The sequence below is a fragment of the Actinacidiphila guanduensis genome, assembly GCF_900103985.1.
GTDB lineage: Bacteria > Actinomycetota > Actinomycetes > Streptomycetales > Streptomycetaceae > Actinacidiphila > Actinacidiphila guanduensis.
Genome location: NZ_FNIE01000011.1, coordinates 198082 through 212662, shown reverse-complemented (window position 1 = coordinate 212662; position 14581 = coordinate 198082). Strand labels below are relative to the sequence as shown.

The window sequence follows — 14581 nt, the reverse complement described above, 5'->3', positions numbered from 1 at the left end:
GCGGACGCCGGCCGTCGTCAGGAGTCCTCGCCCGGCGTGTCCTCGCCGCCCTCCGACGGGCTGTCCTTGCCGTCCCCCGGGGAGCTGTCGCCGGAGTCCTCGGCGGAAGAGTGCTCGGCGGATGTGTCCTCGGCGTCCTCGGAGGAGCGGTGGGCCGGGCCGTCCGCGGTGTCGTCCGGCTTGTCGGGGTCCTCGGGGCGGGGACGGAAGCGGGGCACCCCGTCGGGGCCGTCGCTGGAGGCGTAGTCGCCCGGCTCGCGGCGGCGCAGGTAGCGCTCGAACTCCTTGGCGATGGCCTCGCCGGAGGCCTCGGGCAGCTCCGCGGTGTCGCGGGCCTCCTCCAGCGTCTGGACGTACTCGGCGACCTCGCTGTCCTCGGCCGCGAGCTGGTCCACCCCGACCTGCCAGGCGCGCGCGTCCTCGGGCAGCTCGCCCTGCGGGATGCGCAGGTCGAGCAGGTCCTCCAGGCGGTTCAGCAGCGCGAGGGTGGCCTTGGGGTTGGGCGGCTGGGAGACGTAGTGCGGCACGGCCGCCCACAAGCTCACCGCGGGGATGCCGGCGTGCGTGCACGCCTCCTGGAGGATGCCGACGATGCCGGTGGGGCCCTCGTAGCGGGACTCCTCCAGGTTGAGCGTGGTGGCCAGGTCCGGGTCGGAGGTGACACCGGTGACCGGCACCGGGCGGGTGTGCGGGGTGTCGCCGAGCAGCGCCCCGAGCACCACCACCATCTCCACGCCCAGCTCGTGGGCGAAGCCCAGCAGCTCGTTGCAGAAGGAACGCCACCGCATGCTCGGCTCGATGCCGCGGACCAGGACCAGGTCGCGTGGCCTGGGCGATTGGACCCGGACCACCGACAGCCGGGTCGTCGGCCAGGTGATCTTGCGGACGCCGCCGTCCATCCACACCGTCGGCCGGTTGACCTGGAAGTCGTAGTAGTCCTCGGCGTCCAGGGCGGCGAAGACCTCGCCCTTGAACTCCCGGTCCAAGTGGCCGACCGCGGTGGAGGCTGCGTCCCCGGCGTCGTTCCAGCCCTCGAACGCGGCCACCATGACCGGGTCGATCAGCTCGGGGACTCCCTCCAGCTCGATCACCCGGCTCCTCCTTCCGCCGGCTGCGGTGGCTCTGCCGTCCCCGCACCGGCTGCTGTCGCGTCTGTTGTCCATCTGCTGACCGTCGCGTCCTTCGCGTGCGGCACCAGCCTACGGCGTAGCGGCCGCCGCGCCGCAGTCCGCGCGTGTCATGGAGTGCCTCCGCGGTCCCGGTGGGCGGACCGGCCGGCCGGACCGGCGGTGTTCCCCGCGCCGGGCGCCCGGCCCGCACCCGCTGCGCTGCGCGTGCTGCCCCGGCTGCCGGTGCCGGCCGCGCCTGTTCGGCCGCTGCGGCGGACCGGCCGAAACCCCTGCTGAGACATCCGATCTGTTATCACAAAGTTCGTGCCTCCCCCTGGACGAGTGGGGGCCACCGCCGCTATACATCGGATCATCGAAAAAAGATCCGATGTCTTGCGACGGGAGTGTGCATGAGTCCGACCATCACCGAGGTCGACGTCCACGACATCCGCTTTCCGACCTCGGAGCAGCTCGACGGCTCGGACGCCATGAACCCCGACCCCGACTACTCCGCCGCCTACGTGGTGCTCCGCACCGACGCGCCCGACGGTCTGGCAGGGTACGGCCTCTGCTTCACCATCGGCCGCGGCAACGACGTGGTCGCCGCCGCGATAGCGGCACTGCGACCCTATGTGGTCGGCCGCCGGGTGGACAGTGTCACGGGCGATCTTGGCGCTTTCTACCGTCTGCTCACCCACGACTCCCAACTGCGCTGGCTCGGCCCGGAGAAGGGCGTGATGCACATGGCGGCCGGCGCGGTCGTCAACGCCGCCTGGGACCTGGCCGCCCGCCGGGCCGGCCGCCCGGTGTGGGAGCTGCTGGCGGGCATGACGCCCGAGCAGATCGTGGACCTGGTGGACTTCCGCTACCTCAGCGACGCCCTCACCCGCGACGAGGCGCTGGAGATCCTGCGCCGGGCCGAGCCGGGCCGGGCCGAGCGCGCCGAGCGGCTGCGCGGCCAGGGCTACCCCGCCTACACCACCGAGCCCGGCTGGCTCGGCTACAGCGACGAGAAGCTGACCCGGCTGGCCAAGGAGGCCGTCGCGGCCGGCTTCACCCAGATCAAGCTGAAGGTCGGCGCCGACCTCGACGACGACCTGCGCCGGATGCGGCTGGCCCGCGACGCGGTGGGCCCCGACATCCGCATCGCGGTCGACGCCAACCAGCGCTGGGACGTGCACGAGGCGGTCGCCTGGATGCGGGCGCTGGCGCCGTACGACCCGTACTGGATCGAGGAGCCCACCAGCCCCGACGACGTGCTCGCGCACGCCGCCGTGCGGGCCGGCCAGCCGATCCGGGTCGCCACCGGCGAGCACATCGCCAACCGCGTGGTGTTCAAGCAGCTGCTGCAGGCCGGCGCCGTGGACTTCGTGCAGATCGACGCCGCCCGGGTGGCCGGCGTCAACGAGAACATCGCGATCCTGCTGCTCGCCGCCAAGTTCGGCGTCCCGGTCTGCCCGCACGCCGGCGGGGTGGGCCTGTGCGAACTCGTGCAGCACCTGTCGATGTTCGACTACGTCGCGGTCTCCGGCAGCTGGGAGGACCGGATCATCGAGTACGTGCCGCACCTGCACGAGCACTTCACCGACCCCGTCGTGGTGGAGAACGGCCGCTACCGCGCCCCGCAGGCGCCCGGCTTCTCCGCCCGGATGGTCGATCAGACCCTCATCGACTACCGCTACCCGGACGGCCCGGTCTGGGTGGCCCGACAGGAGCTCGCCCGATGACCGACGCCGTATCCACCACCGTCCCCGCCGACCCCGGCGACCTGACCGGGCTCACCGCCCTTGTCACCGGCGGCGCCTCCGGCATCGGCGCGGCCACCGCCCGCCTGCTCGCCGCCCGCGGCGCCCGCGTCGCGGTCCTGGACCGCGACCCGTCCGGCGCCCCCGAGGGCACCCTGCCGGTGCGCGCGGACGTCACCTCCGACGCGGACGTGCGCGCCGCCGTGGAGAGCGCCGTCGGCGAACTGGGCGGCCTGAACATCCTGGTGGGCAACGCCGGCATCGGCGCCATCGGCACGGTGGAGGACAACACGGACGACGAGTGGCACCGGGTGCTGGACATCAACGTCCTCGGCCTGGTCCGCACCGCCCGCGCCGCCCTGCCGCACCTGCGCAAGGCCGCCGCCGCCCGCCCCGGCAGCGCCTCGATCACCCACACCTGCTCCATCGCCGCCACCGCGGGCCTGCCCCAGCGGGCCCTCTACAGCGCGAGCAAGGGCGCGGTACTCTCCCTGACCCTGGCGATGGCCGCCGACCACGTGCGCGAGGGCGTACGGGTCAACTGCGTCAACCCCGGGACCGCCGACACCCCGTGGATCGGCCGCCTGCTCGACCAGGCCGAGGACCCGGCCGCCGAGCGCGCGGCACTCGACGCCCGGCAGCCGATGGGACGGCTGGTCAGCGCCGAGGAGGTGGCCGCCGCGATCGCCTACCTGGCGAGCCCCGCGGCGGCGAGCGTCACCGGCGCCTCGCTCGCCGTGGACGGCGGCATGCAGGGACTGCGCCTGCGGCCCGCCGAAGGCTAGGCGCACCCGCCCGGCCGCACCCCCACCACTTCCCTGACGGAATCCACACCCCTCCACTGAGCCGACACCACCACACACCTGGAAGGGCAGGACTCGACGATGAGACTGCGCACGACGACCGTGGCGGCCTGCGCCGCACTGCTCGCGGTCACCGCGCTCGCCGGCTGCAACAGAGGCAGCGAGAGCAAGGCCGGAGGCAGCTCCGGCAAGGTCGGCATCGACCTGCCGCGCTCCGACAGCGACTTCTGGAACTCGTACAACAGCTATATCGAGAAGGACGTGAAGGCCGGAGCCGTCTCCGCGCTGCCGCGCACCAACTCCCAGAACGACATCGGCAAGCTCGTCGCCAACGTTGACAGCTTCGCCAACGAGGGCGCCAAGGCGATCGTGATGGCCCCGCAGGACACCGGCGCCATCGCCTCCACGCTCGACCAGCTGGCGAAGAAGAAGATACCCGTGATCAGTGTGGACACCCGCCCGGACAAGGGGCCGGTGTACATGGTGGTGCGCGCGGACAACAAGGCGTACGGCCAGAAGGCCTGCGACTACCTCGGCCAGCAGCTCAAGGGCAAGGGCAAGGTCGCCGAGTTCGAGGGTGACCTGTCCTCGATCAACGGCCGGGACCGCTCCGAGGCGTTCGCCGCCTGCATGAAGAGCAAGTACCCCGGCATCAAGGTGATCGCGCTGCCGACCAACTGGGACGGCGCCACCGCCTCGGCGAAGCTGCAGACCACGCTGGCCTCCAACCCCGACCTCAACGGCATCTACATGCAGGCCGGCGGCGTCTTCCTGCAGCCCACCCTCGCGCTGCTGAAGCAGAAGGGCCTGCTCAAGCCCGCCGGCACGCCGGGCCACATCACGATCATCTCCAACGACGGCATTCCCGAGGAGTTCAAGGCCATCAAGGCCGGCGAGATCGACGCCACCATCTCCCAGCCCGCCGACACCTACGCCAAGTACGCGCTGTACTACGCGAAGGCGGCGCTGGAGGGCAAGACGTTCAAGCCCGGCCCGACCGACCACGACTCCACCATCATCAAGATCCCCAACGGCCTGGAGGACCAGCTGCCCGCGCCCTTGGTGACCAAGGCGAACGTGGACGACCCCAGCCTGTGGGCCAACCAGCTCGGGAAGAGCTGACCCATGACCGATGCGGCAGCGCCCCCCGCAGTCCAGGCGGAGGGCATCGTCAAGAGGTTCGGGGCCACCGTGGCCCTGGACCGGGTGGGCATCACCGTCGCGGCCGGCGACTCGCACGCGCTCGTCGGCCGCAACGGCGCCGGGAAGTCCACCCTCGTCTCGGTGCTGACCGGGCTGCAGACGCCGGACGCCGGCCGGGTCACCTTCCAGGGGGCCCCGGCCCCGGCGCCGGGCGACACCGCCGGCTGGCAGTCCAAGGTGGCCTGCGTCTACCAGAAGTCGATGGTGGTGCCGCAGCTGACCGTCGCGGAGAACCTGTTCCTCAACCGGTTCGCGCCCGGCCGCATCCGCTGGTCGGCGCTGCGCGCCCGGGCCCGCGACCTGCTCGCCGAGTACGGCGTGGACGTCGACCCGACCGCGCTGGCCGGCGACCTCACGGTGGAGCAGCGCCAGTTCGTGGAGATCGCCCGGGCGCTGTCCTTCGGCGCCCGCTTCATCATCCTCGACGAGCCCACCGCGCAGCTCGACGCGGCCGGCATCCAGCGGCTCTTCACCAAGCTGCGCGAGCTGCGCCGGCAGGGGGTGGCCTTCCTGTTCATCTCGCACCACCTGCAGGAGGTCTACGACCTGTGCGACACCGTCACCGTCTACCGCGACGCCCGGCACGTGCTGACCGCGCCCGTCGCGGAGCTCGGCAAGAGCGAGCTGGTGGCGGCGATGACCGGGGAGAGCGAGCAGGCCGAGGCCGCCTGGCACGCCGGCCGCAGCAAGGACGCGGCCGCGGCCGGAGCGGGCGAGGAGGCCGCCGACGCCGTGCTGCGGGCCGAACAGCTCGCCCTGGACGGCGTGTTCGAGCCGGTGGACTTCGCGGTGCGGCCCGGTGAGGTGCTCGGCCTGGCCGGCGCCACCGCCAGCGGCAACACCGCGCTCGGCGAGACCCTGGTCGGCCTGCGCCGCGCCACCGGCGGCCGCACCCTGGTGCGCGGCCGTACCGTCAAGCCCGGCAGCGTGCCGCACGCCCTGGGCGCCGGCATCGGCTACGTGCCCGAGGACCGGCACCGCCAGGGCCTGGTGCCCGGCCGCAGCGTCGCGGAGAACGCCACCTTGTCGGTGACCGACCAGCTGGGCCCGTACGGCACGGTGCTGCCCGGCCGGACCCGGCAGTTCGCCCAGCGGATGATCGACTCGCTGGACATCAAGACCTCGGGCCCGGCCCAGCCGGTCTCCGACCTGTCCGGCGGCAACCAGCAGAAGGTGGTGATCGCCCGCGCGCTGGCCCGCGAGCCCAGCGTGCTGGTGGCCATCCGGCCCACCGCGGGCGTGGACGTGAAGTCCAAGGACGCGCTGCTCGGCGTGGTGCGCGGGGTGGCCGACCGCGGGGACGCCGCGGTGATCGTCTCCGACGAGCTGGACGACCTGCGGGTCTGCGACCGGGTGATCGCGCTGTTCCACGGGCGGGTGATCGCCGAGTTCGGCAGTGGATGGAGCGACCGGGACCTGGTCTCGGCGATGGAAGGGCTGCCCGCGGGCGGCGACGAGGGAGTCGAGGAATGAGTGACACCAGCCAGCTGACGGCCGAGACGGCCGCCCCCGACCAGCGCAAGCGCGGCGCCCCGCGGCTCCAGGTCGGCACCTACCGCGACCTGTCGCTGATCCCGGTGATCTTCATCGTCGGCGTGGTCGGCTTCATCGTCTCGCCCACCTTCCTCACCTCGGACAACCTGCTGGGCGTGCTCCAGCAGTGCAGCGAGCTGAGCCTGCTCGTGCTCGGCGAGGCGATGATCCTCATCCTGGGCCGCATGGACCTGTCGCTGGAGTCCACCATCGGCGTGGCCCCGGTGATCGCCATGTGGCTGGTGATGCCCCGCACCGGCTCGGCCACCTATCACGGCATCGGCGCGCTGCCCGGCTGGACCTCGATCCCGGTCTGCCTGCTCGTCGGTGTCCTGGTCGGCGGATTCAACGGCTTCATGATCCTCAAACTGCGGGTCAACGGCTTCATCGCCACCCTCGGCATGCTCACCATGCTGCGCGGCCTGCAGGTCGGCATCTCCCAGGGCAAGTCCATCGTCGAGGTGCCCAAGTCCTTCTCCTACCTCGGCGGCGCCTCCTGGCTCGGCGCGCCCGCGGCCATCTGGATCTGCCTGGTGCTCTTCGTCGCCGGCGGCCTCGCCCTGGGCTACCTGCGGCACGGCCGCGCCCTGTACGCGATCGGCGGCAACAAGGAGGCCGCGCGGGCGGCCGGCATCCGGGTGGACCTGGTGACCTGGACGGTGCTCGCCATCGCCTCGCTGCTGGCCGCGTTCGCCGGCGTGCTCTACGTCGGCCACTACGGCGCCATCTCCTCCACCCAGGGCCAGAACTGGATCTTCCAGGTCTTCGCCGCCACCGTCATCGGCGGGGTCAGCCTCAACGGCGGCCGCGGCACCCTGTTCGGCGCGCTCACCGGCGTGGTCGCCCTGCAGCTCGTGGTCAACGTCATGACGCTGGGCGGAGTGCCACCGCTGTGGGACCAGTTCCTCTACGGCGCGATCATCATCGTGGCCCTGATCATCTCCCGCTTCGCCAGCGGCGAGCAGGAGGACTGACCCCGCGCCGCCCCCGCGCCGCCCCTTCCTGTCTCTACCCGACCCCTGCTGACCCCTCCTGATTCCTCCCGACCCGTCCTGACCTACCCTGAGCCTTCCCGACATCGCTCTGCCCGCCTGGGCTCCCGGGGGCGCCGCGGCCTTGCCGCCGGGCGCCCCCGCGCCCCGTTTCCGCCGCCGTCCCGAGAGAAAGACCCCTCCCATGCCCGTACCGGCACTTCCCCGGCTCGGCCTCGGCTGCGCCCCGCTGGCCAACCTCTACCACGCCGTCAGCGACGAGGAGGCCGACGCCACCGTCGCGGCCGCCTTCGAGACCTTCGGCGGGCCGCCCACCTACTTCGACACCGCGCCCCACTACGGCCTGGGCCGCTCCGAGGAGCGGCTCGGCCGGGCGCTGGCCGGCCGGGACCGCGGCAGCTACCTGCTGTCCACGAAGGTCGGCCGCCGGCTGCGCGACCTGGCCCCCGGCGAGGTGCCCGACGGGCAGGGCTTCACCGACACCCCGGCCCGCGCCCGGGTCTGGGACTTCACCGCCGACGGCATCCGCGCCACGCTGGAGGGCTCCCTGGAGCGGCTCGGTGTGGACAGCGTGGACATCGTCTACCTGCACGACGTGGAGAACCACCTGCCCGAGGTCTACGCGACCGGCTTCCCGGCGCTGGCCGACCTGCGCGACCAGGGCGTGGTGAAGGCGATCGGCTTCGGCATGAACTACAGCGGCGTCATGGCCCGTCTGGTCGCCGACCTCGACGTGGACGTGGTGCTGTGCGCGGGCCGCTGGACGCTGCTGGAGCGCACCGCCTACGACGACCTGCTGCCCGAGTGCGAGCGGCGCGGCACCAAGGTCGTGGTCGGCGGGGTCTACAACTCCGGCCTGCTCGCCGACCCCAAGCCCGGCGCGCCCTACGACTACGCCGCCGCGCCCGAGGACCTGCTGCGCCGGGCGCTGGACATGGCCGAGGTGTGCGCCGGGTTCGGGGTGCCGCTGCGGGCCGCCGCGCTGCGGTTCCCCTTCGCCCACCCGGCCGTGGTCTCCGCGGTGGTCGGCGCCGCCAACGAGGCCGAAGTGCGCGACAACGCCGAGATGTTCGGCCACGACATCCCCGACGAGCTGTGGCACCGGCTGGTCGAGCGGGGGCTGCTGGACAAGGACGTGCCGCTGCCGCTGGCCGCCACCGTCGAGGCCAACGCGGCCGCGCACGCGGCCTCCGCGGCCGGGGCGGGGGAGTGACGGCGGTGCGCGTCGACGCCCACCACCACCTGTGGGACCTCTCCCGGCGGCCGCAGCCCTGGATCGCCGGCGAGGCGCTGGCCCCGATCGACCGGACCTTCGAGCTGGCCGAGCTGCGGCCGCTGCTGGCCGAGCACGGCATCGGGGCGACCGTCCTCGTGCAGTCCAGCTCCTCGCTGGAGGAGACCCGCGAACTGCTCGCCCTGGCGCGGGAGTCGGGCGGCCTGGTGGCCGGCGTCGTCGGCTGGGCCGACCTCACCGACCCGGCGCTGCCCGACGTGCTGGCCGACCTGGCCGCGCGGGGCCCGCTGGCCGGCATCCGGCACCAGGTCCAGGACGAGCCGGACGCGCGCTGGCTGGACCGGCCGGACGTCCGCGCCGGGCTCGCCGCGGTCGGCGCCGCCGGGCTCGTCTACGACCTGCTGGTCACACCGGAGCAGACCGAGGCCGCGATCGCCGCCGTGCGCGACCTGCCCGAGGTGCGGTTCGTCCTGGACCACGCGGGCAAGCCGCCGATCGCCTCGGGCGCCTGGCAGCCCTGGGCGGACCGGCTCACCGAGCTGGCCGCGCTGCCCAACGTCTGGTGCAAGCTGTCCGGGCTGATCACCGAGGCGGGCTTCGACACCTGGCGCCCGCAGGACGTCCTGCCCTACGCCCGCCATGTCCTGGACGCCTTCACCCCCGCCCGCGTGCTCTTCGGCTCCGACTGGCCCGTCTGCACCCTGGCCGGCCGCTACGCGGACGTCTTCGCGCTGGCCGAACAGGCGGTCGCCGCGCTCTCCCCGGCCGAGCAGGAGGCGGTGCTGGGCGGCACGGCGAGCGAGGTGTACGGGCTGAAGCGGTAGGCACGGCCGCCGGGCGTGGGGCCCCAGCCCCGGCCGTACGGCGAGGGGGTGCGGGGAGATCCCCCGCGCCCCCTCGTGCTGTCTTTACGGCCCGGCTTGGGCTCGACGGCCCTACGGACGGTTCACAGTGTCGAGCGCAGCCACTGCTCGACGCTGGCGACGTGGACCGTCGCCCAGGAGCGGGCCGCCTCCGCGTCGCGGTCGCGCAGGGCGGAGAGGATGGCGCGGTGCTCGTGGAGGGTACGGCTGACCGCGTCCTCCTGGGTCAGGCCGCGCCAGACGCGGGCGCGGGTGGTGGGCCCGGACAGGCCGTCCAGCAGCGAGCAGAGCACCGAGTTGCCCGAGCCCTGCACGATGCCGCGGTGGAACTCCAGGTCGGAGGCGACCAGTTCCTCCACCGACGGGGTCGCCCCGAGCGCGTCGAGCTTGCCCTCCAGGACGTCCAGGTCCTCCGCGGAGATCCGCACCGCGGCCATCGCGGTCGCCGCGGGCTCCAGGATGCGGCGCACGGCCAGGAACTCCAGCACCGTGTCGTCGCGGTGGAAGTCCACCACGAAGCTCAGCGCCTCCAGCAGCAGCTGCGGGTCCAGGCTCGTGACGTAGGTGCCGTCGCCCTGGCGCACGTCCAGGATGCGGATCAGGGACAGCGCCCGCACGGCCTCGCGCAGCGAGTTGCGGGACAGGCCCAGCTCGGCCGCGAGCTCGCTCTCCTTCGGCAGCCGGTCCCCCGGGCGCAGCGCGCCGGAGACGATCATTTCCTTGATCTTTTCGATCGCCTCGTCCGTGACGGCCATGTGCGCCCTCCCCGTTCCCGTCCCCTGGCACCCGCGCGGCCAGACCTCCGATGTCTCCCCCCATTATGAGCCAGAACCGCTCCCGGGCCCAACCAGCCGCCCGGCGCCCCCGGCCCGCCCCGGCGGGACCCATAATGGGCGCGTGATCCAGCACGAACTCATCACCCGGGTACGGGAGATGTGCCACGCGGACGAGAACGTGCGGGCGGCCCTGATGTACGGCTCCTTCGCCGCGGGGGAGGGGGACGCCCACAGCGACGTGGAGTTCTGGCTGTTCCTCACCCCGGAGGCCCGCGCCCGGCTCGACCCGGCGGCCTGGTGCGCGAAGGTCGCCCCCGTCAGCCTGGTGGTGCGCAACGAGTTCGGCACCCACGTCGCCTTCTTCCCCGGCCCGGTACGCGGCGAGTTCCACTTCGCGGTCACCGCGGACATCGCCTCCGTCGGCCAGTGGCCGCACCGCGGCGCCCCGGTCACCCGCATGCTGATCGTCGACCGGGACGGCGAACTCGCGCCCGTGCTCGCCGCGCTGCCCGCCCACCCGCCGCTGCCGAGCGGGCCGGACGAGATCGCCGAGCTGTGCGGGCGCTTCGCCAACTGGCTGGTGCTCGCCCTGCACGTCACAGCCCGGGGCGAGCACCTGCGCGCCCAGGACGCCCTCGCGCACGCGGCCCGCCACCTGCTGTGGATGGCACGGCTCGCCGAGGACAGCACTGCCCACTGGCTCACCCCCTCCCGCGCGGCCGAGGCCGAGCTGCCCGAGCACACCGTGCGGGCGGTCGCCGAAGGCGGGGCGGCCGCGCTGTGGCGCGAGGGGCGGGCCCGGTGGCTCGCCCTGGCCGAGCGCACCGGCCGGCCCCACCCGGCCGCCCTTTTCGCCGAACTCGACGCGCTGACGGCCTGAGGCAGTCCGCGCGCACCCGCCCGTACGCACCGCGCACGTGTGCGGCGGCCTGAGGCAGTCCGCGCGACCGCCCCGTACACACCGCGCGGGCGGGCCCGCGAGGCCCGGGCCCCGAGCCGCGGCCGGCCCGAACGGCCTTCGCCGCGGCCCTTGTGCGGCCTCAGCCCTCCCGGCCCAGCAGCTTCGCCACGCCCGCGCGGACCTCGGGGGTGTCCAGGCCGCGGATGGTCAGCGTGGTGCGGCGGCGCAGCACGTCGTCCACGTCGTACGCCCACTCGTGGTCGCGGGCGTAGACGACCTGCGCCCAGATCTCGGGGGCGTCGGGGTGGATGCGTGCGGCCAGCGCCGGGTCCTCGTTGGCCAGGCGGGCGATGTCGAAGGCGAGCGAGCCGTAGTGCGAGGCCAGGTGCCGGGCGGTGTCGGCGGCCATCCGCGCCCCCGGCGCGGCGCCGTCCACGACCAGCCGGTGCGCGACCGCGCCGGGGCTGGCGAAGCCGGGCAGTGGGGCGTGCCGGGGCAGGCTGCGCATCGGCTGCATGTCGTCGGCGAGCGGGTGCCCGGGCAGCTCGGCGAGCTTGTCCATCACGGTGCGGCCGATGTGCCGGAAGGTGGTCCACTTGCCGCCGGCCACCGACAGCATGCCGCCGCGGCCCTCGGTGACCACCGTCTCGCGCTTGGCCTTCGCGGTGTCCCCGGGGCCGCCGGGCAGCACCCGCAGGCCCGCGAACGAGTAGGTGATCAGGTCCCGGGACAGCTGCTGGTCGCGCACCGAGAGCGACGCCTCGTCGAGGATCTGCGCGATGTCGGACTCGGTGACCCGGACCTCGCCCGGGTCGCCCTCGTAGGACTCGTCGGTGGTGCCGAGCAGGAGCATGTCCTCCCAGGGCAGCGCGAAGGTGATCCGGTACTTGTCGATCGGGGTGGCCAGCGCCGCCTTCCAGGGGGCGGTGCGGCGCAGCACCAGGTGGGCGCCCTTGGAGAGCCGGATCGAGGGGGCCGCGCCGGGGTCCTCCATCCGCCGCAGGTGGTCCACCCAGGGGCCGGTGGCGTTGAGCACCAGCCGGGCGTCCACACCGAACTCGGTCCCGTCGGTGCGGTCGCGCAGCTCGGCGCCGGTCACCCGGCCGCCGGTGAAGCGCAGCGAGGTCACCTCGACGTGGTTGAGCACGACGGCCCCGGCGTCCACCGCGGCCCGTACCGTCATCAGCGCCATGCGGGCGTCGTTCATCTGGCCGTCCTCGTAGACGGCCACCGCCCGCAGGTTGTCGGTGCGCAGCTCGGGCACGTCCCGGGCGGCGCGGGCCGGGCTGATGACGTGGCCGACGCCGTCGCGGAAGGCGGACAGCGCGGAGTAGGCGAAGACGCCCGCGCCGAGCTTGGCCGCGCCGTGCGGGCCGCCCTTGTAGACCGGCAGGTAGAAAGTGAGCGGGTTGGCCAGGTGGGGCGCGACGTCCCGGGAGACGGCGCGCCGCTCCACGTGGTTCTCGGCGACCAGCCGCACCGCGCCGGTCTGCAGGTAGCGCAGGCCGCCGTGGAGCAGCTTGGACGACGCCGAGGAGGTGGCGCCGGCGAAGTCGCCGGCCTCGACCATCGCCACCCGCAGCCCCGACTGCGCGGCGTGCCAGGCGGTGGTGATGCCCAGGATGCCGCCGCCGATCACCAGGAGGTCGAAGGAGGCGTGGCCGAGCAGGTCGCGGGTCTCGGCCCGCCCGGGGTCGGCGCCGGCGGTCGGGTGCGTCCCGAGCGAGGGGACGAGCTGCTGCAGGGGGGTGGTCATGGCGTTCTCAGTGCTCCTCTTCGATCCAGCCCATGGTGGCCTGGACGGCCTTGAGCCAGTGCTTGTACTCGCGGTCGCGGTCGGCCGCCTCCATACGGGGCGTCCACTCCGCGGCCCGCTTCCAGTTGGCGCGCAGGGCGTCGGTGTCCGGCCAGAAGCCGACCGCGAGGCCGGCGGCGTAGGCCGCGCCCAGGCAGGTGGTCTCGGCGACCATCGGGCGCACCACGGGCGCGTCGAGGAAGTCCGCCAGGGTCTGCATGAGCAGGTTGTTGGACGTCATGCCGCCGTCGACCTTCAGCGCGGTCAGCTCGACGCCCGAGTCCTTGGTCATCGCGTCCGCGATCTCCCGGGTCTGCCAGGCGGTGGCCTCCAGCACCGCGCGGGCGATGTGCGCCTTGGTGACATACCGGGTCAGGCCGGCGATCACACCGCGGGCGTCGTCGCGCCAGTAGGGGGCGAAGAGCCCGGAGAAGGCCGGCACGAAGTACGCCCCGCCGTTGTCCGCCACGGACGACGCCAGGGTCTCGATCTCGGCTGCCGTGCTGATGAGCCCCATTTGGTCACGCATCCACTGCACCAGTGAACCCGTGACGGCGATGGATCCTTCCAGGGCGTAGACGGGAGCCGCGTCGCCGATGCGGTAGCCGACGGTGGTGATCAGGCCGTTGTAGGAGTTCACCGGGGTCTCCCCGGTGTTCATCAGCATGAAGGTGCCGGTGCCGTAGGTGGACTTCGCCTCGCCCTGGGCGAAGCAGGTCTGCCCGAAGAGCGCGGCCTGCTGGTCGCCGAGCGCGGAGGCCACCGGCACGTCGGCCAGGCCGCCGACGCTGGTGGTGCCGTACACCTCGGAGGAGGAGCGGATCTGCGGCAGCACCGCGGCCGGGACGCCGATGGAGGCGAGGATCTTCTCGTCCCAGTCCAGGGTGTGCAGGTTCATCAGCAGGGTGCGCGAGGCGTTGGTCACGTCGGTGACGTGCACGCCGCCGTCCACTCCGCCGGTGAGGTTCCAGATCACCCAGGAGTCCATGGTGCCGAAGAGGATGTCGCCGGCCTCGGCGCGCTCGCGCAGCCCCTCGACGTTGTCCAGCAGCCAGCGGATCTTCGGCCCGGCGAAGTACGAGGCGAGCGGCAGGCCGGTCTCGCGGCGGAAGCGGTCCTGGCCGACGTTGCGGCCGAGCTCCCGGCACAGGGCGTCGGTGCGGGTGTCCTGCCAGACCAGGGCGTTGTGCACCGGCTCGCCGGTGTGCCGGTCCCACAGCAGGGTGGTCTCGCGCTGGTTGGTGATGCCGATCGCCTTCACGTCGGCGGGGGTGAAGCCGGGGACGTCCTGGGCGGCCTTGCCGATGGCGCCGGCCACCACCTCCTGGACGTTGGCCCAGATCTCGGCGGCGTCGTGTTCCACCCAGCCGGGCTTGGGGAAGATCTGCTCGTGCTCCTTCTGGTCCACGGCGACGATCCGGCCGTCCCGGTCGAAGACGATGCAGCGGCTGGAGGTGGTGCCCTGGTCGATGGCGGCGATGAAGGGGCCGGAGCCGTGGGTGCTCTGCGCGGTCGGTGTGTCGGTCACGGGGTGCTCCTCGGTGCGGGTGGGCGGGTGCGGTGCGGTGGGCACGGGGTCTGCGGCGGCTGTGGCGGCTGCGTGTGCGGCGTCCGTGGTGTCCGCGGG

The 14581-nt window shown here is 73.3% G+C and carries 12 protein-coding genes; 8 read left to right on the top strand and 4 right to left on the bottom strand.

Annotated elements, in window-relative coordinates:
• Window positions 1–17: 17 nt before the first annotated feature.
• Window positions 18–1091 (bottom strand): PAC2 family protein, encoded by a 1074-nt coding sequence (locus tag BLR33_RS24270; RefSeq protein ID WP_093786702.1) that lies wholly within the window; start codon window positions 1089–1091, stop codon window positions 18–20.
• Between the two features lie 428 nt (window positions 1092–1519).
• Here BLR33_RS24270 and BLR33_RS24265 point away from each other — a divergent pair, with 428 nt between their 5' ends.
• The 7 genes from BLR33_RS24265 to BLR33_RS24235 all read left to right on the top strand — a co-directional run bounded on the left by BLR33_RS24265 (window position 1520) and on the right by BLR33_RS24235 (window position 9443).
• Window positions 1520–2836, top strand: a complete 1317-nt coding sequence (locus BLR33_RS24265) for an L-fuconate dehydratase (protein WP_093786701.1) — start codon at window positions 1520–1522, stop codon at window positions 2834–2836.
• Window positions 2833–3639, top strand: a complete 807-nt coding sequence (locus BLR33_RS24260) for an SDR family NAD(P)-dependent oxidoreductase (protein WP_093786700.1) — start codon at window positions 2833–2835, stop codon at window positions 3637–3639. Before BLR33_RS24265 ends, BLR33_RS24260 begins: the two co-directional genes overlap by 4 nt.
• A 99-nt stretch (window positions 3640–3738) precedes the next feature.
• Entirely contained in the window at window positions 3739–4779 is a 1041-nt protein-coding gene (locus tag BLR33_RS24255; protein ID WP_093786699.1) for a sugar ABC transporter substrate-binding protein, read from the top strand.
• 3 nt (window positions 4780–4782) lie between these two features.
• The gene (locus BLR33_RS24250) at window positions 4783–6333 is read left to right on the top strand and encodes a sugar ABC transporter ATP-binding protein (RefSeq protein ID WP_093786698.1); all 1551 of its coding nucleotides are present in this window, start codon (window positions 4783–4785) and stop codon (window positions 6331–6333) included.
• Window positions 6330–7367, top strand: a complete 1038-nt coding sequence (locus BLR33_RS24245; RefSeq protein ID WP_093786697.1) for an ABC transporter permease — start codon at window positions 6330–6332, stop codon at window positions 7365–7367. The genes BLR33_RS24250 and BLR33_RS24245 overlap by 4 nt, the downstream gene beginning before the upstream one ends.
• A 202-nt stretch (window positions 7368–7569) precedes the next feature.
• The gene (locus tag BLR33_RS24240; protein WP_093786696.1) at window positions 7570–8598 is read left to right on the top strand and encodes an aldo/keto reductase; all 1029 of its coding nucleotides are present in this window, start codon (window positions 7570–7572) and stop codon (window positions 8596–8598) included.
• A gap of 5 nt (window positions 8599–8603) precedes the next feature.
• Window positions 8604–9443: an amidohydrolase family protein gene (locus BLR33_RS24235; protein WP_093786695.1), complete on the top strand. Its 840-nt coding sequence runs from the start codon at window positions 8604–8606 to the stop codon at window positions 9441–9443.
• A gap of 122 nt (window positions 9444–9565) precedes the next feature.
• Here the strand turns inward: BLR33_RS24235 and BLR33_RS24230 are convergent, their stop codons facing one another.
• On the bottom strand, window positions 9566–10237 hold the full coding sequence (locus BLR33_RS24230) for a FadR/GntR family transcriptional regulator (protein WP_093786694.1): 672 nt from the start codon (window positions 10235–10237) through the stop codon (window positions 9566–9568).
• 142 nt (window positions 10238–10379) lie between these two features.
• On the opposite strand from BLR33_RS24230, the gene BLR33_RS24225 reads away from it, so the two are divergent.
• Complete coding sequence (locus tag BLR33_RS24225; protein ID WP_093786693.1) at window positions 10380–11138, top strand: hypothetical protein; 759 nt, start codon at window positions 10380–10382, stop codon at window positions 11136–11138.
• Between the two features lie 160 nt (window positions 11139–11298).
• On the opposite strand, the gene BLR33_RS24220 is transcribed toward BLR33_RS24225, so the two are convergent.
• Both BLR33_RS24220 and glpK read right to left on the bottom strand, forming a co-directional pair.
• Entirely contained in the window at window positions 11299–12915 is a 1617-nt protein-coding gene (locus BLR33_RS24220; RefSeq protein ID WP_093786692.1) for a glycerol-3-phosphate dehydrogenase/oxidase, read from the bottom strand.
• Between the two features lie 7 nt (window positions 12916–12922).
• Entirely contained in the window at window positions 12923–14482 is a 1560-nt protein-coding gene (gene glpK / locus BLR33_RS24215) for a glycerol kinase GlpK (RefSeq protein WP_093786691.1), read from the bottom strand.
• Window positions 14483–14581 lie beyond the last annotated feature (99 nt).